This is a genomic window from Mucilaginibacter boryungensis, assembly GCF_015221995.1.
Classification (GTDB): Bacteria; Bacteroidota; Bacteroidia; order Sphingobacteriales; family Sphingobacteriaceae; genus Mucilaginibacter; species Mucilaginibacter boryungensis.
In genome coordinates, this window is record NZ_JADFFM010000001.1 from 560340 (window position 1) to 578902 (window position 18563).

General features: G+C 42.7%; 19 protein-coding genes. 11 read left to right on the top strand and 8 right to left on the bottom strand.

Annotation, left to right across the window (positions count from 1 at the left end; translation table 11 throughout):
• The first annotated feature begins 16 nt into the window (after nucleotides 1-16).
• Nucleotides 17-637, top strand: coding sequence for a LysE family translocator (locus IRJ18_RS02525; RefSeq protein ID WP_194104627.1), 621 nt, complete (start codon nucleotides 17-19; stop codon nucleotides 635-637).
• On the opposite strand, the gene IRJ18_RS02530 is transcribed toward IRJ18_RS02525, so the two are convergent.
• The gene (locus IRJ18_RS02530; RefSeq protein ID WP_194104628.1) at nucleotides 630-1685 is read right to left on the bottom strand and encodes a DUF2157 domain-containing protein; all 1056 of its coding nucleotides are present in this window, start codon (nucleotides 1683-1685) and stop codon (nucleotides 630-632) included. The two genes, IRJ18_RS02525 and IRJ18_RS02530, sit on opposite strands and share 8 nt — an antisense overlap.
• A 177-nt stretch (nucleotides 1686-1862) precedes the next feature.
• Between IRJ18_RS02530 and IRJ18_RS02535 the strand changes: the two genes are divergently transcribed.
• The gene (locus IRJ18_RS02535; RefSeq protein WP_194104629.1) at nucleotides 1863-2060 is read left to right on the top strand and encodes a hypothetical protein; all 198 of its coding nucleotides are present in this window, start codon (nucleotides 1863-1865) and stop codon (nucleotides 2058-2060) included.
• An 82-nt stretch (nucleotides 2061-2142) separates the two neighbouring features.
• Here the strand turns inward: IRJ18_RS02535 and IRJ18_RS02540 are convergent, their stop codons facing one another.
• The 6 genes from IRJ18_RS02540 to IRJ18_RS02565 form a co-directional block, all read right to left on the bottom strand.
• A complete protein-coding gene (locus tag IRJ18_RS02540; RefSeq protein ID WP_194104630.1) occupies nucleotides 2143-5280 on the bottom strand; it encodes an efflux RND transporter permease subunit in 3138 nt (1045 codons plus the stop codon).
• Between the two features lie 97 nt (nucleotides 5281-5377).
• A complete protein-coding gene (locus tag IRJ18_RS02545) occupies nucleotides 5378-6475 on the bottom strand; it encodes an efflux RND transporter periplasmic adaptor subunit (protein ID WP_194104631.1) in 1098 nt (365 codons plus the stop codon).
• Nucleotides 6476-6503: 28 nt separating this feature from the next.
• On the bottom strand, nucleotides 6504-7784 hold the full coding sequence (locus tag IRJ18_RS02550; RefSeq protein ID WP_194104632.1) for a TolC family protein: 1281 nt from the start codon (nucleotides 7782-7784) through the stop codon (nucleotides 6504-6506).
• A 206-nt stretch (nucleotides 7785-7990) separates the two neighbouring features.
• Nucleotides 7991-8137, bottom strand: coding sequence for a lmo0937 family membrane protein (locus IRJ18_RS02555; RefSeq protein ID WP_194104633.1), 147 nt, complete (start codon nucleotides 8135-8137; stop codon nucleotides 7991-7993).
• Nucleotides 8138-8259: 122 nt separating this feature from the next.
• Complete coding sequence (locus IRJ18_RS02560) at nucleotides 8260-8481, bottom strand: DUF2795 domain-containing protein (RefSeq protein ID WP_002996718.1); 222 nt, start codon at nucleotides 8479-8481, stop codon at nucleotides 8260-8262.
• Nucleotides 8482-8561: 80 nt separating this feature from the next.
• Nucleotides 8562-9110 carry a cob(I)yrinic acid a,c-diamide adenosyltransferase gene (locus IRJ18_RS02565; RefSeq protein ID WP_194104634.1) on the bottom strand — a complete coding sequence of 183 codons (549 nt, stop codon included), beginning with the start codon at nucleotides 9108-9110 and terminating at the stop codon, nucleotides 8562-8564.
• Nucleotides 9111-9301: 191 nt separating this feature from the next.
• Between IRJ18_RS02565 and IRJ18_RS02570 the strand changes: the two genes are divergently transcribed.
• Both IRJ18_RS02570 and IRJ18_RS02575 read left to right on the top strand, forming a co-directional pair.
• Nucleotides 9302-10300 carry a chitinase gene (locus tag IRJ18_RS02570; protein ID WP_194104635.1) on the top strand — a complete coding sequence of 333 codons (999 nt, stop codon included), beginning with the start codon at nucleotides 9302-9304 and terminating at the stop codon, nucleotides 10298-10300.
• 114 nt (nucleotides 10301-10414) lie between these two features.
• On the top strand, nucleotides 10415-11080 hold the full coding sequence (locus IRJ18_RS02575; RefSeq protein ID WP_194104636.1) for a DUF4142 domain-containing protein: 666 nt from the start codon (nucleotides 10415-10417) through the stop codon (nucleotides 11078-11080).
• Nucleotides 11081-11262: 182 nt separating this feature from the next.
• On the opposite strand, the gene IRJ18_RS02580 is transcribed toward IRJ18_RS02575, so the two are convergent.
• A complete protein-coding gene (locus tag IRJ18_RS02580; protein WP_194104637.1) occupies nucleotides 11263-11784 on the bottom strand; it encodes an NADPH-dependent FMN reductase in 522 nt (173 codons plus the stop codon).
• A gap of 228 nt (nucleotides 11785-12012) precedes the next feature.
• Between IRJ18_RS02580 and IRJ18_RS02585 the strand changes: the two genes are divergently transcribed.
• From IRJ18_RS02585 to IRJ18_RS02615, 7 genes are all read left to right on the top strand, one after another.
• Nucleotides 12013-12816 carry a ParA family protein gene (locus IRJ18_RS02585; protein ID WP_194104638.1) on the top strand — a complete coding sequence of 268 codons (804 nt, stop codon included), beginning with the start codon at nucleotides 12013-12015 and terminating at the stop codon, nucleotides 12814-12816.
• A gap of 5 nt (nucleotides 12817-12821) precedes the next feature.
• Nucleotides 12822-13739: a ParB/RepB/Spo0J family partition protein gene (locus IRJ18_RS02590; RefSeq protein ID WP_194104639.1), complete on the top strand. Its 918-nt coding sequence runs from the start codon at nucleotides 12822-12824 to the stop codon at nucleotides 13737-13739.
• Between the two features lie 2 nt (nucleotides 13740-13741).
• Complete coding sequence (locus IRJ18_RS02595; protein ID WP_194104640.1) at nucleotides 13742-14431, top strand: DUF5683 domain-containing protein; 690 nt, start codon at nucleotides 13742-13744, stop codon at nucleotides 14429-14431.
• Nucleotides 14428-15180, top strand: coding sequence for a 4-hydroxy-tetrahydrodipicolinate reductase (dapB, locus tag IRJ18_RS02600; protein WP_194104641.1), 753 nt, complete (start codon nucleotides 14428-14430; stop codon nucleotides 15178-15180). The genes IRJ18_RS02595 and dapB overlap by 4 nt, the downstream gene beginning before the upstream one ends.
• A gap of 28 nt (nucleotides 15181-15208) precedes the next feature.
• Entirely contained in the window at nucleotides 15209-16642 is a 1434-nt protein-coding gene (lepB, locus tag IRJ18_RS02605) for a signal peptidase I (protein WP_317174045.1), read from the top strand.
• Nucleotides 16643-16734: 92 nt separating this feature from the next.
• A complete protein-coding gene (gene truB / locus IRJ18_RS02610) occupies nucleotides 16735-17436 on the top strand; it encodes a tRNA pseudouridine(55) synthase TruB (protein WP_194104642.1) in 702 nt (233 codons plus the stop codon).
• A gap of 121 nt (nucleotides 17437-17557) precedes the next feature.
• A complete protein-coding gene (locus tag IRJ18_RS02615; protein WP_194104643.1) occupies nucleotides 17558-18487 on the top strand; it encodes a bifunctional riboflavin kinase/FAD synthetase in 930 nt (309 codons plus the stop codon).
• The last annotated feature ends 76 nt before the right edge of the window (nucleotides 18488-18563 follow it).

Consider the following 18563-nt stretch of genomic DNA (forward strand, 5'->3'; position numbering starts at 1 on the left):
TAATTATTTTTAGGCAATGTTAGTGCTTACCTTTTTCCTTGGCCTCATTGTTAACTTTATTGGCTATATCCCGCCGGGGAACATCAATTTAACACTGGTGCAAATTGCTATTAACCGGGGCATGAAACAGGCATTGCAATTCATTACCGCCTTTGCCTGCGCCGAACTGATATTTACGTTTGCAATTATGCACGCCGCAGAATGGCTGTCGAGTCAGCTGCATTTAAACACTATTATAGACTGGGCCATGGTTGCGCTATTCGGCACCTTAGGTACCATTACCTGGCTTAACCGCAAAAAGCCACCTAAGCCCAATTATTCTAAACGCGAGAGTATTAAATATGGATTGCTACTGGGTTTTATTAACCCCATGCAAGTTCCCTTTTGGATGATTGCCGGGACTTACCTTATCACACACCAATGGATAATGAGTGGCTTATTGGCGTTAACCATATTTAGCTTAGGTTCGGCTGTTGGCGCGTTTTTATGTCTATTTATTTACGGAAAGTTTGCCCGGTATATACAAAGCAAGTTTGAGCTAAGCACGCGGACTATAAATACGGGAATTGCTATTTTGTTTTTCGCCTTCGCGGCATATCATGTGGTGAAACAAGTGTATTTGGTATGGGTTAAATAGAATCTTTATCGTCCTTCCCTTTTAAGTTCCAAATTTTCTCGGCCTTCCTGCCAATCAACCAAAACGATGCGGCAAGGATGGAGAAGAATACCGCCATGTTGGTTTCATTCCAAAAGTATTCGAAGTATTTGGTGTATAGAAAGATAATAAGGAATGTTATACCAAATTCGCGGGCTATAATGTCATTGCTTTTTAACCCGTAAAACATAAAACCACCGGCTACCACGGCCGAAATGATGCCCCAATAAAACAGGCTGATCTGTTTGATCTGCCACCAGGCATCCAGTTCGCCATAATTACCGAATATACTCAGCATCCATAGCGAAAGGAACAAATACAGCAACCCAATGACGTAAGTAAGTTCCCAAAAGTATTGTATCCATTTTTGCTTTTTTAGGGCGTAGCATGCTGCCAGCAATATGGCGCCAAAACCAACAAAACGCAATGGATAGTTCATCCCTAAAAAATAATGGCTCCATTTTGTTTGGTAACCGGTTTCGGTACCAAACCAACTACCCAGCGATATGAGTGCGAATAGCCATATCAGCCTGGAATTGAAACGCCAGCCTAAAAAGCCATAAACAAATACCGAAATTAAGAACAGGATAGAAAAATGATGAGACCCGTTATCGAATGTTTTACCTAAATAAGCTATGCAGCAAGCAGTAAACAATACGCCGGTAAATATCAAGGCTTCGTTACTAAACACTTTTTCAGGGCGCTTTTTCTCCATCAGCCGGCCGTAATAGAAAAAGGCCACAGCAGCTATACACGATACTATGCTAATAACCACATCAGGTGTGTAATAAAGGCTTTTTATCCAGCGCACAATAGTATCGTTTATAATGAGTGAGCCAAAGGCTACGATACCGCAAAACAAAGCTATCCAAAAAGAATACTTAGCCAGGCGCATCCAATCAAAGCCTTTTACCGTAATGGAATTGCGCAGGTTTTCGGCGGTTTCCGCATTAAGTAAACCATCTTTTTCCCACTGGGCAATGGTTTTGATCAAAAATTCGCTTTCCTGTTTGTCCAGATCGAGTTTCATACCGGGATGAATATAAATGATTAATGCCGTAAACTAAATTTTGTTCTGTATAATTAATCACTTTAAAAGTTTCACCTCAGGCCATATTAAGCCTATCGCAAGTGTATGCATTTGCCTGTGTTTTTGCGGTAAAACTTTAAGATTAGTACTTTTGTTAAATACTAAACCCCAATTGTTATGGATAAAAGAGACTCGAGCATATTATACGGCATTTTAGGTATCTATGCTGTTCTGATCAGTTGGTATTACAACCACTCTATCATCCTTGCGCTTATCAGTTACCTGTTTTGGCCATTATACCTTATTTATGAAGTACTGATAGGTCATCTGGCGCACGGCTTGTGGAAGGAGATACCATTGTCGTATTTTAAATAAAACTGCTACAAAGTAGCTACATGCAACAGCGGCACATTGATATAAATGCGCCGCTGTTTTAGTTAAATTAGGAGTTGAATAGTTACGATCTTACCGCCCCTATTCTTTTAAGTAATTTTCTATTCTCGCGGCGGTGTATCAGTTTATAAACCATAGCATAAATAACCGGCAGTATTAGTAGTGTTAATATGGTTGAAGTAACCAGGCCGCCAATTACTACCACTGCCAGTGGTTTTTGTGTTTCGCTGCCAATACCGGTCGATATAGCTGCCGGCATCAGCCCTATGGCGGCCATCAGAGCGGTCATAACAACAGGGCGTACGCGGGAAATTACACCATCTAAAATGGCTTCGTCCAAATGCATACCGGCTTCCAGGTTTTTGCGGAAAACAGATACCAGGATCACCCCGTTTTGGATACATACACCAAACAAGGCAATAAAGCCAATACCTGCAGATATACTGAAGTTGATACCCGTAATATGCAGGGCCAAAATACCGCCAATTAATGCGAAAGGCACGTTCATAATTACCAGTGTAGCATCTTTCACATTACCAAAAGTGATGAACAGGATCAGGAAGATGACCAGCAAACAAATAGGCACCACATGTGCTAAAGTATTTGAAGCGCGGGTTTGGTTCTCAAACTCACCAGCCCAGGCAATGCTATAACCTTGGTCAAGGTGCACCATTCGGGCCACTTTGGCCTGTGCTTCGGCTATAGTACTGCCCAAATCGCGGCCGCGGTTACTGAATTTCACCGCAATGTGCCGGGTATTGTTATCGCGGTAAATAAACGCCGGACCAGTAATCGTTTTTATTTCGGCAATTTCTTTAATAGCTATTTTAGAACCGTTCATGGTAGGGACCATCAGGTTCTCTATCTTATCTTGTGTATCGCGGAAATCCTTTTGGTAACGCACGCGGATATCAAATCGGCGTTCGCCTTCATAAAGTTCGGTAGCGGCTTTACCGCCAATGGCCATTTCAATTACCGCGTTGGCGTCAGCGGTAGCTACGCCATACATGGCCATTTTGCGCTGGTCAAGTTCAATCCTGAACTCCGGCTGACCAAGGTTACGCAGTACCCCCAAATCGTCCACACCTTTCACTGTTTTCAATACGCGTAATACCTCGTCGGCTTTTTCATCCAGCACTTTAAAATCAGGGCCAAATATCTTTACAGCAAGGGCCGCGTTCACCCCGGCCACGGCTTCTTCCACGTTATCACGTATGGGTTGCGAATAGTTGAATACCGCGCCCGGTATTTTAGTTAATTGCCCATCCATCTGGTCTATCAAGTCGTCCTCGGTTACGCCTTTTGGCCATTCTTTTTTATTTTTCAGGTCAACCTGGATCTGCACATCAAAAAAGCCTTTAGGGTCGGTACCATCGTTAGTGCGGCCTACCTGTGCCAGGGTTTGCTTTACCTCGGGGAATTTTTCCAGTATCTGCATCATTTTTTGGTTGATACTTTCGGCTTCCGGTAATGATACGCTCATTGGCAATTCGGCTTCCACCCAAAGGGCGCCCTCATTCAGGTCGGGTAAAAATTCTGAACCCAAAAATTTGGCCGAGAAGAAAGTTAAGGCCATAAAAGCTATGGCGACAAGCAAACTTAATTTTTGGTTGCGATAGGTGAAGCTGAACATACGGCGCACGCCGTTTTCAAAGAATAGTACCACCACATTATGTTTCTCTTTAACATTTTTCCTTAAAAGGATGCTGGATAAGGCCGGCACCAGTGTAAGGGTAAATATCAAGGCGCCCAGCAAGGCAAAACCAAGCGTGTAAGCCAGTGGTGAGAACATTTTACCTTCTACTTTTTGGAACGCGAAAATTGGGATCAAACAAGTAATGATAATTAGCTTGGAGAAGAAAATAGCTTTGCCCATTTCGGCACCTACGTTTTTAAATAAGCCTAATTTGGCCAGCTTATTAAATTTCTCCATGCCCACCTCTTTGGCCTTATGATCGAGGGCTACAAAGATGCCTTCCACCATCACCACGGCCCCGTCTATAATAATCCCAAAGTCTACCGCGCCCATACTGAGCAGGTTGGCGCTCATGCCCTTTATCCGCATACAAATAAAGGCAAACAGCAAAGCCAGCGGGATAATAATAGCCACAGTTAGGGTAGTGCGCCAATCGGCCATAAACAAAAAAACGATTACAGTTACCAGCACAATACCTTCCAATAGGTTATGGATCACCGTTTCGGTACAGAAATCCATTAGGTTAGTACGATCGTAAAAGGTATCTATCTTTACATCTTTGGGCAGTACGTTATCGTTCAGGTCTTTAACTTTAGCGCGTACACGTTCCAGTACTTCAGCCGGGTTTTCGCCTTTGCGCATTACAATAATACCTTCAATAACATCTTTTTGCTTATCGCGGCTAACTTGTCCCAAACGCGGCAAACCTGCTTCATGCACGTCGGCCACGTCTTTAGCCAGGATAGGCACATTATTTACATTTTTGATAATGATGTTCCTTATCTCATCCACGCTGCCAATTAAACCTATTCCACGTACTACGTAGGCCTGGTCATTCTTTTCAATCACATCGCCGCCTACATTAATGTTACTGCGGTTTATTGCATTAAAAACATCCAATGATGTAAGGTTGTATTTTTGCAGCAAGGCTGGGTTAACGCTTACCTCGTAGCTTTTCTCCTCGCCCCCAAAGCTGTTCACATCGGCTACACCAGGCACAGATTTAAACTGGCGGTCTAATACCCAATCCTGTATAGCAGTCAATTCATGCAGCGATTTGGTTTTGCTTTTCAGCGTATAGCGATAAATCTCGCCGGTGGGGCCATAGGGCGGCTCTATTTCGGGTTTTACACCATCAGGCAGATCGGCATTGGCCAGGCGGCTTAATACCTGCTGGCGCGCAAAGGCATCGTCTACATCGTCATCAAAAATGATACGGGTATAGGATAAACCAAAAGCCGATGTGGTACGCAGGTTCGATTTTTTTTGTACCGAATTAAGTACCGTTTCTATAGGGATAGTGATAAACTTCTCCACCTCTTCGGCGCTGCGGCCGGGCCATTGCGCTATAATGATGATCTGTGTATTGGTTACATCGGGGAAGGTTTCGATAGGCGTGTTACTGTAACTCCATATCCCTATCACCACCAAAATGGCAGTCATAAAGAACACAAAGTAGCGGTGCCTTAACGAGAAATAGATAATATTTTTAATGAATTTGTTCATCGTTTGGTCATTAATCAGTGGTCAATTATTAAGTCAGAAGTAATTAGCCAAAAGTCATAAGTGGCTGATTTACGACTTAAAACTTTGAACTTCGGGCTTAATCAGCAGTCAACGCATCGTATAACAACAGTTGATTTTTAGAGATCACCTTATCGCCGGGGTTAAGGCCCGAAGCGATGTAGGTTATATTATCTACCGTTTTTATTACACTTACCTCGCGCACCTTTAAATCGCACTTGCTGTTGTAAACCACTACATAATTCTTGCTGCTGTCAAACACAATAGCCCTGGCCGGTACCGATACCGATTGTTGCTGTTCGCTGTTGGTGATGACCACAGTGGTAAACATTTCGGGCTTTAATAGCATATCGGGGTTAGGCAGTGCAATTTTTATCTTCATTACTTTATTGTCCGGGTCAAGCACCGAACTTATCTCGTTCACCTTGCCGGTGAATACTTTGCCGGGATAAGCTATGGTGGTCACTTTTGCCGTATAGCCAACTTTCACTTTGCTTATATCCGATTCAAACACATTGGCCCAAATCCAAACATCCTTCATATTACTGATCGTAAACATGCTGCCATTATTATCCTGGCGGATGAAGCTGCCTGCGGTGATGTTTTTCTCGATGATGTAACCGCTTTGCGGGGCTTTTATCACCAGCATGCCGTTCTCGTTGGTATTACCGCCGCCATTTATTGATAGTGCCGATTTTACTTTTCGGTTAGCAGCTATTGCTTTAGTATAGTTTTCTTTAGCTTCGGTATAATCCCGCTCGCTGCTGATGCCGTTTTTGTAGAGGTATTCAGCTTGTTCCAATTGCCGTTTGGCAACAGCTACATCTGCATTAGTAGATGACAGATCGGTATAGTTGCCGGCAATATCGGCGCTGCGCATTACAGCCAGGGTTTGGCCCTTGCTCACCTTATCGCCCAAGGATACTTTTACCTCTACTACCTGCCCGCTGCTAAAAGGGAATACTTTTACCACGTTATTATCATCGCTTGAAACTTCGCCAGAGAGGGTAAGCTCATCCTTCATGGTAGTAGTTTTGGCAGTATCAATAGCGATCATTTTTGCCAGCGAATCGCTGATGCAAACCTGTTTGCTGGCTTGGCTTTCCTGCACTTTTGGGTGACAGGCTGCCAGGCAAATCAGGGCAATTGAACCGGCCAGTAATATTTGTTTATTCATTTTTTTGTGTTATCTAAAGTTTTGTTGATCAGGGTTTAATTACAGTGGTGCCGGTAGCGAAATTAAGGTCGGCTATGGCTTTTTGTAGGTTGTATTGCTGTTGCAATATTTTCAACTTGGTATCTTTATAAGTGTCAAAAAAGTCAACAAACTCTATCAAGCCTATTTGCCTTTCCTGGAAGCTTTTTAGCATGCTTTTAAATAGTTTATCGTACTGTTCGTTAAAGGCAATTTGCTGGGTACTGAATAATTGCTGGTTCAGCTGGTACTGATTAACGGCTGAAACAACATCATTCTTTAAACGGACTTCACTGTCTTTTACGGTAGTTTCCTGGCTTAGCATATTGTATTTGGCCGATTTGATATTGCCCTGGTTGCGGTTAAAGAATGGCAGGGGTAAACCTATTTGCAAGCCATAATAATTTGGTGCATAGCTGCTGTTTTTATCGTAAGCCACGCCCAAAGTAATGTCCGGCGATGCCATGGCCTTTTGCAAAGCCAGATTATGTGTAGCCGATTCTAGTTGGTACTGGTTTGACAAGTAATCGGCCCGATTGGCTTTGGCTTGCTCTATCAACGCAGGGATATCCAGTTTTACAATTTTGTCTGGGACATCGTTAATTACAGGTAATATAAAGGTGGTTTCTTTAACGGACAGTAAGGTTTTTAATTCAGTTTGCAGATCGTTTATCTGTTTGCTGTTCTCCACCATGTCATTCTGCAGGCCAAACAGCAAGGCTTTTAGCCTTATTAAGTCTTTCATGGAAGTATTTCCTGCATCGTACGATTTTTGGATGGCGTTAACGAGGTTGGTAGCTGAAACGATTTCGTTTTGGTAGACCTTGCTTTGTTCTATCAGTGTAGCCAACTGACTAAAATCTAACTGCAAATTATAGTGCAGGTTGCGCATCAAATCGTTAAACTGGGCTTCCTGTACTTTTGCATCTGCTTTGGCTATCTGCACTTGTTTACCGCGCTTGCCAGCGGTGGTAAATACCTGGCTTAGTTGTACAAATACCTGCCCTTCACCCAGGGATGAATTATGGTAAAAGAATTTTTTGCTACCCCCATCATAGATGTTCTGATCGGTGCTTAATACTGGGTTATCCCATAATTTTGCTTGGCTTATCATAGCCTTGCTTGCCTCTACATTGTATTTTTGTGCCAACAAAGCCAGGTTATTTTGCAGGAAAGCCTTTTCGGCGTCCTGGAAATTGAGGCGCAGTGTATCGGTTTGTGCGTACCCCGTGTGGAAAAGGGCCATAGCAAACCCACAGAATAGTCCTATTCTTATATTGTGTTTCAGCATGTGAGTTTAATCAATTCAACGCTGCAAAAATTCACAATCAGTATGAAGTTTGTATGAATTCCCGTAGAGACAGATGATATCTGTCTCTTTACATTGGTAGAAGAGGGTTTGCACGGTTAGGGATAGATGATCATCTGTCCCCACTAGGATAGCAACGAAAAAAGCCACTATATAGTGGCTCGTAACTAATTAAGGAATGTTATGGGTCAGGCCCGGCGGATGACTCCTAATATCAGGGCAATAATTGCAATTACCAATAACACGTGAATCAGCCCGGTTGCTGAATACATAAATACGCCTAATGCCCAGCCTATAATAAGGATAACGGCAATTATGTAAAGTAAACCTCTCATTTTGTAAAGTTTTAGTTTGATAATGTAACACTAAGTGCCAAAACCATTCCAAAAAACTTTATTTCACAAAAAAGCCCCGCTTGCATGCACAAGCGGGGCTTTTTACTTACTGTATGCCCTTTTTAGTATTCGTCTTCGTTAAAAAAGAAATCATCCTTTGTAGGGTAATCAGGCCATATTTCCTCTATATTTTCATACGGCTCACCATCGTCCTCTAAAGCTTGCAAATTCTCGATAACCTCAACAGGGGCGCCAGAGCGGATGGCATAATCAATTAACTCATCTTTTGTTGCGGGCCATGGTGCATCTTCCAGATGCGAAGCCAGTTCAAGTGTCCAATACATATTTAAATTTCCTAATTTTTACGTTTTTGCAAAAGTATAATATTTTTAATCTGATTATCAAATTATTTTTTCAATAAATTTTAAAGCCTTGGTAGCCACTTATTTTCAGGCACTTGCTGCTGATGTGCAATGCGCCTGCCCAGGGTAAACAGGTAATCGCTAAGCCTGTTCAGGTAAATTATAACCCGTTCATCAACCGGGTTATCCTCTGCTAAATGTACGGTAATACGTTCGGCACGCCGGCAAACGCAACGCGCTATGTGGCAATAAGATATGGCATTGCTGCCGCCAGGTAAAATAAAATGGCGCAATTCAGGAAGTTCCTCGTTCATGGCGTCCATTTCTTTTTCCAGTAGGTCAATATCTTCGGGATGCAGGTCGGGTATCACCATTTTAGACTTTTCCGGGTCGGCCGCCAGTGATGAACCGATGGTGAATAGGCGGTCCTGTATCTGCTTTAAAATTTCGCGGTCATGTTCAGCAATATCCTGGTCACGGATAAGCCCCACCCACGAATTCAGCTCATCAACGGTTCCGTAACTCTCAATGCGGATATGATGCTTGGGCACACGTGTCCCGCCAATCAGAGAAGTTAAACCTTTGTCGCCCGTTTTAGTATATATTTTCATGCTGGTACAATTTTAGTTAAAATTGTTAAAAAGGATATCAAGATATTTGGCCATAGTTTTTTGCTCACTTGTTAATGTGCGCTGCAAATTGCTCAGGCAGTGGTATTTCTCTAAATTTAGGGGAAAGCAGCGTCAATGCTTTAACAATAATTTTAATAAGGGTATAGTTAAACAATAATTAGATACACGACATGAAACTTAAGATATTATTTACCCCTACGATACTATTAGCCGGCGCGTTGCTTATGGCCAGCGTTAGCTGCGGCAATACGGGCAGAAACAATATTACTGAACCTGGGCAATCTCCGATAAAAGGTTATAATTTTAGTTTTAGCCATTTTTTGTCTGAAAAGCAATTTAACGAAATGTTTCCCCTGCGGGATAAGTTTTATACTTATGCCGCCTTTATTAAGGCGGTTAATGAGTTAATGCCTATTTCTGTAAAAGTTACTAAACGGGCTACATCAGTGTATCAATTGATACGTACTGATAAAACCACCGGCAAGGCCACCATAGTGCGCCAGGATGTAGACTGGAACGAGAACTGGGCCAAACAAAAACCAGATAGTACCTATACTATAGATTACGGCACCTTTTGCGCCGGGCCTAATGTAACTATTAATAAAAGGGAATTAGCCGCGTTTTTCGCCAACGTTGCCCACGAAACCCGGCACGGACAAAACGGGGCCTATAACGATGGTTTGATGTTTACTCACGAGCAGAACACCAGCTTACCTTATATAGCTGAAAGCGATGAATATCCGCCTGTAGCTGGGAAAAAGTATTATGGCCGCGGGCCGTTGCAGCTAAGTTACAATGGCAACTATGGTTATGCTTCTGATTGTATTTTTGGTAATAAAACGTTGTTAAATAACCCCGACCTGATAGAACAAGACCCGGTTACAGCTTTTAAAGCAGCTATTTATTTTTGGATGACGCCGCAAACGCATAAGCCATCGGCGCACGATGTAATGATAGGCAAATGGCAACCCAATGCCATGGATAAAAGCAAAGGCCGTACACCAGGCTTTGGTATGACCATAGTTATTATCAACCCGATTGAATGTAACCAGGGCGAAAACATGAGCAGTATGAACGACCGCATTGGCTACTACCAGCACTTTTTAACCAAGCTAGGAATTAGCGACCCTAATTGCGCTTGCTCATGCGGGAAGATGCAGCCTTATTAACCTACGTCGATTGGAACGAGATACGAGGAGAAATGACATAGTTGTTTAGCTTCTGATTGCCAAACAATCCCTCAATCGCATGGTTATAATTAGTAAACCAGCTATTAAATAACCATGAAAGCGCTATTGAAAATTCAGATGACCGGGGCGGCTGTATTATCGTTTTCGATACTATCGGCCTGCACTAATACCAAATCAAATAATGCCAGTTATGCGGCAGATTCGGCTAATAAGGCAATTATCGAAAAAACCGATTCAGCCAATAACGAACTGGCTGTCAAAAAAGATTCGGGTAATAAAGAAGCCCTGAAAAAAGCGGATTCGACCAATAAAGCTAAAAAGGAATTGAAAGAAGATGCATCCAAATTCCTTGTAAAAAGCTATGAAGCAAGCTTATTTGAGATAGAACTTGCACAATCGGCCATAAAACATGCTGCTAATGCCAGTGTAAAGAAGCTGGCTACAGATATGGTTGCATCACACAAGGATATGAACGGTAAAATGCAGGTTATTGCATTTGATGCCAGTTTTAAATTACCAGGTGGTATAGATAGCGGGCACGCTAAGGACCTGACCGACCTTGAAAAATTAAAAGGCGCCGACTACGATAAAAAGTTTATGGATATGATAGTAAGCGGACATGAAAAGCTTGCCGATAGCTATAAAGAAGCTTACAGCGATTTATCGGCAGGCGAAACCAAGGAATATGCAGGTAAAACCCTGCCTATAATTAACAGTCACCTGGAGATGGCTAAAAAGGTAAAAGCTTCATTGAAATAATATTAAAAACAATCCGGCGCGTTAAGTGTTAAAGCTGTTTTAGCCGAAACTCCACTACTATTACGGAACCAAAAAGCCAGGTGTAATCCTGGCTTTTTTAGTATATCTGAATAATTTAAGGCCACTGACGGCAGCTTTGTGTAGGTAAATAGCAAGCGTACTGCGCATAAGTTTAGGGTGATTTAATATTTCACAAACTTATCTATTTGCTCGTTAGTGAATTTCACGGTATCGGGCAGGTACAGATCGCCGTTGGCATCCAGTTCCTGGCGGATATTGGCAATATGGATGCGTAAAGGCATTACATTCAGGTGCACATAGCCGCATACACCGTTAAAATGTTCAATGCCACGTATATTACCATACTTTCCTGATGACAAGCCTACCAACGCGGCTTTTTTATCATAGAAACTCCCCGGGAAATCGCATGCATCCATAAAAATTTTCAGCACACCGGGGAAGCTGCCGTTATATTCGGGTATCACAAAAAGAAATTTATCGGTATTGGTAATTACATTCTGAATAACTTGGAACTCCGCGCTCCGTTTTCCGTATAAGTCGGTAGCGATAATGTTAGCCGGTAAATCCATTAACGATAGCAAATTGGTATCCAGCCCTTTTTCGCGCAATTTTTTTTGATAATATTGTGCCAGCTTTAGTGTTGAACTATTGGGCCTGTTGGTAGATGCAATGATGGTAACCATTTTTTGAGCTTAAGGCTTAAAGCCATTTATTGTTTTAGTGTGCATTGCCTTTCAGCTTTTCGCCTTTTGCTTTCGGCTTATTTTTGTTTGTAAGTAGGCCTAAGCTGTGGATTACGTAATTGTTTAAATATGTATCTTTAGCCGCGGTTAAAACTTTACGAAAATAGAAATTTTTACGTTTGCTTTCCGTTGTTTAAAATCATCAGTCAATTATAATTTAATTATATAATGGGTAAAATAATTGCTTTGGCCAATCAAAAAGGCGGTGTAGGTAAAACTACATCATCTATAAACCTTGCCGCAAGCCTGGCCGTGCTTGAATTTAAAACATTACTGGTAGATGCCGATCCGCAGGCTAATTCCACATCTGGTATTGGGTTTGATCCGCGTACCATTAAGGATAGCATTTACGAGTGCATTATTAATCAAACCGACCCGCACGATGCAATCCAGAAAACAGAAACCCCTAACCTGGACCTGCTGCCTGCGCATATTGATTTGGTTGGTGCCGAGATAGAAATGATAAACCTGCCCGACAGGGAGTATAAAATGAAAGCCGTGCTTGAGCAGGTGGTTGATGAATACGATTTTATTATTATTGACTGCTCACCATCGCTGGGATTAATTACCATAAACGCCTTAACCGCCGCACATTCGGTAATTGTACCTGTGCAATGCGAATACTTTGCGTTAGAGGGTTTGGGCAAATTGCTGAATACAATTAAAATAGTACAGAACCGTTTAAATACCAATTTGGATATTGAGGGGATATTACTAACCATGTACGATGTGCGCCTGCGTTTAAGCAATCAGGTAGTTGAAGAAGTACGTTCGCACTTTGAAGATCTGGTATTTGATACCATTATACAGCGGAATACCCGTTTAAGCGAAGCTCCAAGTTTTGGTATATCGGTAATTATGCACGATGCCAATTGCAAGGGCGCTATCAACTATTTGAACCTGGCCCGCGAAATTATTCGTAAAAACGGCTTAATGAAATCTGAAGAAGCTACAAGCACCGCAACTGTATAAAATAAATGAGTGCAGAGAAAAAAAGAGGTTTAGGAAAAGGCTTAAGTGCCCTGCTTGATGATTCTACGCATGTTAATAGCCATGCCAGCCAAAATCGTTCTATATCTACAGCCCCCGAAATAAACGATGCGGGGTCTATCAACGAGATCAAGATCAGTGAGATAGAGGTAAACCCGTTTCAACCACGTACCGAATTTGATGCCGAAGCTTTAAACGAACTGGCAGATTCTATAAAATTACAGGGACTTATACAGCCAATTACCGTGCGCCGCATGAGCGCACATAAATATCAGCTGATATCGGGCGAGCGCCGTTTGCGTGCTTCGAAAATGGCGGGATTAACACAAATACCAGCCTATATCCGTACAGCTAACGACCAGCAGATGCTGGAAATGGCGCTTATAGAAAATATCCAACGCGAAAACCTGAACGCCATTGAAACAGCGCTTAGTTTTCAGCGGATGATTGATGAGTGTAACTTGAAACAGGAGGAATTGGGCGAACGTGTCAGTAAAAACCGCTCGACAGTGACCAACTACCTGCGTTTACTTAAACTGCCACCTGCTATTCAGGCTTCTATCCGCGATGGCGGCATCAGCATGGGCCATGCCCGGGCGCTAATTACCGTTGAAAGCCCGTCAGACCAGTTATACCTTCATCAACTGATATTGAAGCAGCAATTATCTGTGCGCAAGGTAGAAGAGATGGTGCGCAACATGCAAAAGCATAACGGCAACAAACCGGCCACTGCTAAAACAGATGCTCCATTATCATACCAGGTACAAAAAATACAGGATGATCTGGCTTCAAAGTTCAGCACTAAAGTTAAACTAAAAGTAAACAGCCAGGGGGCAGGCAGTATCGAGATACCTTTCCTTTCGGAAGATGATCTGGGCCGTATCCTTGAAATGCTGGATTGGTAAACATGCGCAGGCTATTTATATTAGTGATATTGGTATTGGGGGCTTTATTTACTGCAAAAGCGCAGAAACCCGATACGCTTACCCACAAAAGTAAGACTGATAGCCTGTATAAACAAAAAGATACCGACCCGGGGAAGAAATTTGTCCCAAAAGCAAAAAAAGAAAAAGTTTATCATCCCGATAGTACGCATAGCGCACACAAAGCCTGGACACGCTCGGCTTTTGTGCCTGGCTGGGGCCAGGTATACAACCACCAATGGTGGAAGGTTCCTGCTATCTACGGCGGTTTAGGCGCGCTGGTTTATTATGTTATAGTTAATGAACGCGACTATAAAATGTTTTTAGCTGTAGCGCGGTATCAGCAGTTGGGTAAGCCGGTTACAGACCCCATGTACGATAACGACAAATACAGGAATGATTATATTACTTACGGCGGGTTCCCCAAGCAATCTGTTATTGATGCCAAAGATGGCGCCTATCGCAACCGCGATGTAAGTATCCTTGGCTTTTTAGCCGTATGGGGCGTAAATGTGGTTGATGCTTATATTTACGGTAAGTTTAAGCAATCCTATTCCATGGATAACAATTTCAGTATCAGGTTTGATGCGGGCACTATTAATCAGCCTATGTACGCCTCAAATTTTAATACTACCTTTACGCCTGCATTAAAAATCACCATCACACTAAAATGAAGATCGCAATATTAGGCTATGGTAAAATGGGCAAGATCATTGAAAAGATAGCTCAGGACCGTAAACACGAGATCGTACTGAAAATTGACGTGACCAACAAGGATGAGCTAACTACCGAAAACCTGCGAAAAGCAGACGTAGCCATTGAGTTTAGTACCCCTGATACTGTTTTAGACCATATTGAAGCTTGTTTTGAAGCCAAAGTGCCCATTATTGTTGGCACAACCGGCTGGTACGGACAACTACAAAACGTAAAGAATGATTGCGAGGGTACCGGCAGTACATTGCTTTATGGGTCTAATTTTAGCGTAGGTGTTAACGTATTCTTTCACGTAAATAAAATTTTAGCCAAGCTGATGAATAACTACCCGTATTATGACGTACAGGTAGAGGAAATACACCATACCCAAAAGCTCGATTCGCCCAGCGGCACGGCCATTACCATTGCCGAAGGCATTGTAGAAGGACTTGACAGAAAGAAAGAGTGGGTAAACATCCTTACAACGGATGGTAACGAAGGCGCTGATGACATGGTAAAAGCCGACCAGTTGCTAATAGAATCATTACGTATTGAAAACGTCCCCGGCACCCATACCGTAGTATATGATAGCGAAGTTGACAGCATTGAATTTAAGCACACGGCCCACAACCGCAATGGCTTTGCACTCGGCGCAGTATTGGCTGCCGAATGGGTGCAAGGCAAAAAAGGCTTTTATTCGGTAAAAGATATGTTTAACTTTAGCCTGTAACCAATTTAGATATTTAATCCCCTGTATCGTGAACGTTGTTTTATTTATATTAATACTTGTTGCCCTTTTTGTACTACCAACCATAGGTTATTATAAGCTTTTTGAAAAAGCAGGCCAGCCTGGCTGGAAGTCCTTGATTCCCTATTACAGGTTTTATGTAATGTGTGAGCTATCAAAAACCACACTATTGTGGTTTATATTATTGTTTATACCAGTTATAAACATATTGGCATATGCGGGCATCATTATAAATTTTGTAAAATCTTTTGGCAAGTTCCAGTTAAGGCAACATGCCGGGGCAATTGTCCTGCCTTTTATATTTATAAGTATGTGGGGTTTTGATCCACAGACAAAATATTTAGGCCCTGCTAATTCCGATGATTTTAAAGATAAGCACAAGGCTCTCCTTAAAAAATCATCAGGCCGCGAGTGGACAGAGGCTATTATCTTCGCAGTGGTTGCCGCAACGCTTATCCGTAGCTTTTTTATCGAGGCTTATACCATTCCTACTCCATCAATGGAGCGGTCGCTTTTAGTTGGCGATTTCCTGTTTGTAAGTAAAGTAAACTATGGCCCGCGCATCCCAATGACACCTGTAGCATTTCCGTTTGCGCACCATACTATGCCTTTAATTAATACAAAAGCCTATTGGGATGGTATTGAATTACCTTACTACCGTTTACCGGGATTAAGCGACGTGAAAAAAGGAGATGTGGTGGTATTCAACTGGCCAATGGAAGCTGATTCGCCACTGTTGCGCCCTGTTGATAAACGCGAAAATTACATTAAGCGCTGCCAGGCCACGCCGGGCGATACCCTCACTATTGTAAACGCGCAAGTATATATTAACGGTAAGCCCGCGCCAAATCCGCCAGGCGAACAGATTGACTATAACCTGCAAACCGATGGTACTGAGCTTAACCCTAAAGTGCTGGAAGATTTGGGTATTACTTACTACGAAGGTAACCCTAACCCAACCATGAATGCGGAAGCTGCCAAAACGCTGAAGAGTTATAGCAATATTAAAGCGGTTACGCCGATGATACAGCCAAAAGGCGTTGCCGATCCGCAATGTTTCGCTGCCGACGACAACCACAAATGGAATGCTGATAATTTTGGTCCGCTGATAGTTCCTAAAAAAGGCTGGACGGTGAAACTGGATAGTTTGAGCATACCGTTATATAAACGTGCTATCCAGGTTTATGAAGGTAATAAGGTAACCCTGGTTGGTAAGAACGGCATCATGATAAATGGAAAAGCCGCTACTACCTATACCTTCAAAATGAACTACTACTGGATGATGGGTGATAACCGTCACGACAGTCTGGATTCGCGCTTCTGGGGTTTTGTTCCTGAAGACCATATTGTAGGCAAGGCCCTGTTCATCTGGATGAGTTGGGATGATAACGGTTCTTTCCTGAACAAAATACGCTGGAACAGGATATTTAAAGGGATACATTAATTAGCCCCACCCAAACCCTCCCCGGGAGGGAGGGCTTTAATAAACATAACATTAAAAAGTCTCCCCTTCCGGGGGAGATTTAGAGGGGGCTCATGAAATTAGAAGACTACGCCACCGGCCGACTGTTGCTGGTAAATAAACCTTACCGCTGGACCAGCTTTGATGTGGTTGGCAAAATACGGAACGCTTTTAAACCGCTTAAACTAAAAGTTGGCCACGCCGGGACACTTGATCCGTTGGCAACGGGATTGTTGATTATTTGCACCGGCAAAATGACCAAGCAAATTGATAGCTTCCAGGCACAGGAAAAAGAATATACCGGCACATTTGTGTTGGGCGCTACCACACCAACGTATGATCTGGAAAGCGAACCCGAGCAAAAATTTGATACCGCAAATATTAGCGAAGAGACCTTACACGCAGCTTGCAGTCAGTTTATTGGCGATATACAGCAATATCCGCCGGCGCATTCCGCCATTAAAATTGATGGCGAACGCCTGTATGAGAAAGCCCGCCGTGGCGAAGAAGTGGAATTACGTGCACGCAACGTTACTATTACCGAATTTGAACTAACACGTATTGAACTGCCTGAAGTTGACTTTAGGGTAGTTTGCAGCAAGGGCACTTATATCCGCTCGCTGGCTAACGATTTTGGAAAGGCGATAAATAATGGGGCTTATCTTTCGCGCCTGCGCCGTACCCGCAGCGGTGATTTTAAAATTGAAGATGCACACGAGGTAATGGAGCTGGTAACCAATATCAGGGAACTTAAGGCTGATTCCACAGATTTGTAAAATTGATTTCACAGATACCAATTACTGATTAATGCAAGTATCTTTGCACGCAACTATCTACCATAACATTACGTATTGAAAGCAATCGGTGAATTTTAAACAAATCGGTGAAGTCATACACATGAAGATCTACCACCATATTGATGAATTTAAGGCGATAGACGGCGCGGTGGTTACCATTGGGACGTTTGACGGCGTACACCAGGGGCATCGCAAAATTATCTCGAACATTGTCGAACTGGCTAAAGCATCGGGCGGGGAGAGCGTAATACTTACTTTTTTTCCGCACCCGCGGATGATATTGCACCCCGAAGATCAATCGTTAAAACTAATTACCACTATTGCTGAAAAAGCCGGGCTATTGGAACAATTGGGTGTAGATCATTTGATCATTACTCCATTTAGCCGCGATTTTTCTAATCAAACGCCGGAAGAATATATAGGGAATGTGTTGGTAAAACAAATAGGCACCACGCAAATTGTCATAGGGTATGATCACAGGTTTGGCAAAGACCGCAGCGGCGGGCTGGAAGATTTGCAACGCTTAGGGCCGGTTTATGGTTTCGAGGTGAAGGAAATACCTGAACAGGATATTAATGAAGTTGCGGTGAGCTCGACCCGTATCCGCAATGCTTTGCTGGAAAGCGATATCGCGACAGCCAATGCATTTTTAGGTTATCCATTCTTCCTTACAGGCAAAGTTATCCGCGGCGACCAGATAGGGCGGCAGATAGGTTATCCAACGGCCAACATTCAACCGCATGAAACTTACAAATTAATCCCCGGCGACGGTATTTTCGCGGTGACGCTGGATATTGACGATGAAAAATATAAAGGCATGGCCTATATAGGTCAACGCCCCACAGTTAACGGTATTACCAGGAACATAGAAGTAAATATTTTCGATTTTGACCGCGAGATATACAATCAAAACATCCGCATGGAATTCCGTCATTATATTCGTGGCGACATAAAATTCGATTCGCTGGATGCCCTGAAAACTCAATTAGCGCAGGATAAAGTGGATGTGCTTGCAGCATTAGGATACTGATAGACATTATGCCTTTTGTGGGAACTCCTTCGCATGTTTTTTTATTCAAAAAAACAACATTAAACCCTTAATTTGC

What these genes read in the sequence shown, in the direction of transcription:
- IRJ18_RS02525 (WP_194104627.1), top strand. Translation starts at nt 17, where the DNA reads ATGTTAGTGCTTACCTTTTTCCTTGGCCTCATTGTTAACTTTATTGGC.
- IRJ18_RS02530 (WP_194104628.1), bottom strand. Translation starts at nt 1,685, where the DNA reads ATGAAACTCGATCTGGACAAACAGGAAAGCGAATTTTTGATCAAAACC.
- IRJ18_RS02535 (WP_194104629.1), top strand. Translation starts at nt 1,863, where the DNA reads ATGGATAAAAGAGACTCGAGCATATTATACGGCATTTTAGGTATCTAT.
- IRJ18_RS02540 (WP_194104630.1), bottom strand. Translation starts at nt 5,280, where the DNA reads ATGAACAAATTCATTAAAAATATTATCTATTTCTCGTTAAGGCACCGC.
- IRJ18_RS02545 (WP_194104631.1), bottom strand. Translation starts at nt 6,475, where the DNA reads ATGAATAAACAAATATTACTGGCCGGTTCAATTGCCCTGATTTGCCTG.
- IRJ18_RS02550 (WP_194104632.1), bottom strand. Translation starts at nt 7,784, where the DNA reads ATGCTGAAACACAATATAAGAATAGGACTATTCTGTGGGTTTGCTATG.
- IRJ18_RS02555 (WP_194104633.1), bottom strand. Translation starts at nt 8,137, where the DNA reads ATGAGAGGTTTACTTTACATAATTGCCGTTATCCTTATTATAGGCTGG.
- IRJ18_RS02560 (WP_002996718.1), bottom strand. Translation starts at nt 8,481, where the DNA reads ATGTATTGGACACTTGAACTGGCTTCGCATCTGGAAGATGCACCATGG.
- IRJ18_RS02565 (WP_194104634.1), bottom strand. Translation starts at nt 9,110, where the DNA reads ATGAAAATATATACTAAAACGGGCGACAAAGGTTTAACTTCTCTGATT.
- IRJ18_RS02570 (WP_194104635.1), top strand. Translation starts at nt 9,302, where the DNA reads ATGAAACTTAAGATATTATTTACCCCTACGATACTATTAGCCGGCGCG.
- IRJ18_RS02575 (WP_194104636.1), top strand. Translation starts at nt 10,415, where the DNA reads ATGAAAGCGCTATTGAAAATTCAGATGACCGGGGCGGCTGTATTATCG.
- IRJ18_RS02580 (WP_194104637.1), bottom strand. Translation starts at nt 11,784, where the DNA reads ATGGTTACCATCATTGCATCTACCAACAGGCCCAATAGTTCAACACTA.
- IRJ18_RS02585 (WP_194104638.1), top strand. Translation starts at nt 12,013, where the DNA reads ATGGGTAAAATAATTGCTTTGGCCAATCAAAAAGGCGGTGTAGGTAAA.
- IRJ18_RS02590 (WP_194104639.1), top strand. Translation starts at nt 12,822, where the DNA reads ATGAGTGCAGAGAAAAAAAGAGGTTTAGGAAAAGGCTTAAGTGCCCTG.
- IRJ18_RS02595 (WP_194104640.1), top strand. Translation starts at nt 13,742, where the DNA reads ATGCGCAGGCTATTTATATTAGTGATATTGGTATTGGGGGCTTTATTT.
- dapB (WP_194104641.1), top strand. Translation starts at nt 14,428, where the DNA reads ATGAAGATCGCAATATTAGGCTATGGTAAAATGGGCAAGATCATTGAA.
- truB (WP_194104642.1), top strand. Translation starts at nt 16,735, where the DNA reads ATGAAATTAGAAGACTACGCCACCGGCCGACTGTTGCTGGTAAATAAA.
- IRJ18_RS02615 (WP_194104643.1), top strand. Translation starts at nt 17,558, where the DNA reads ATGAAGATCTACCACCATATTGATGAATTTAAGGCGATAGACGGCGCG.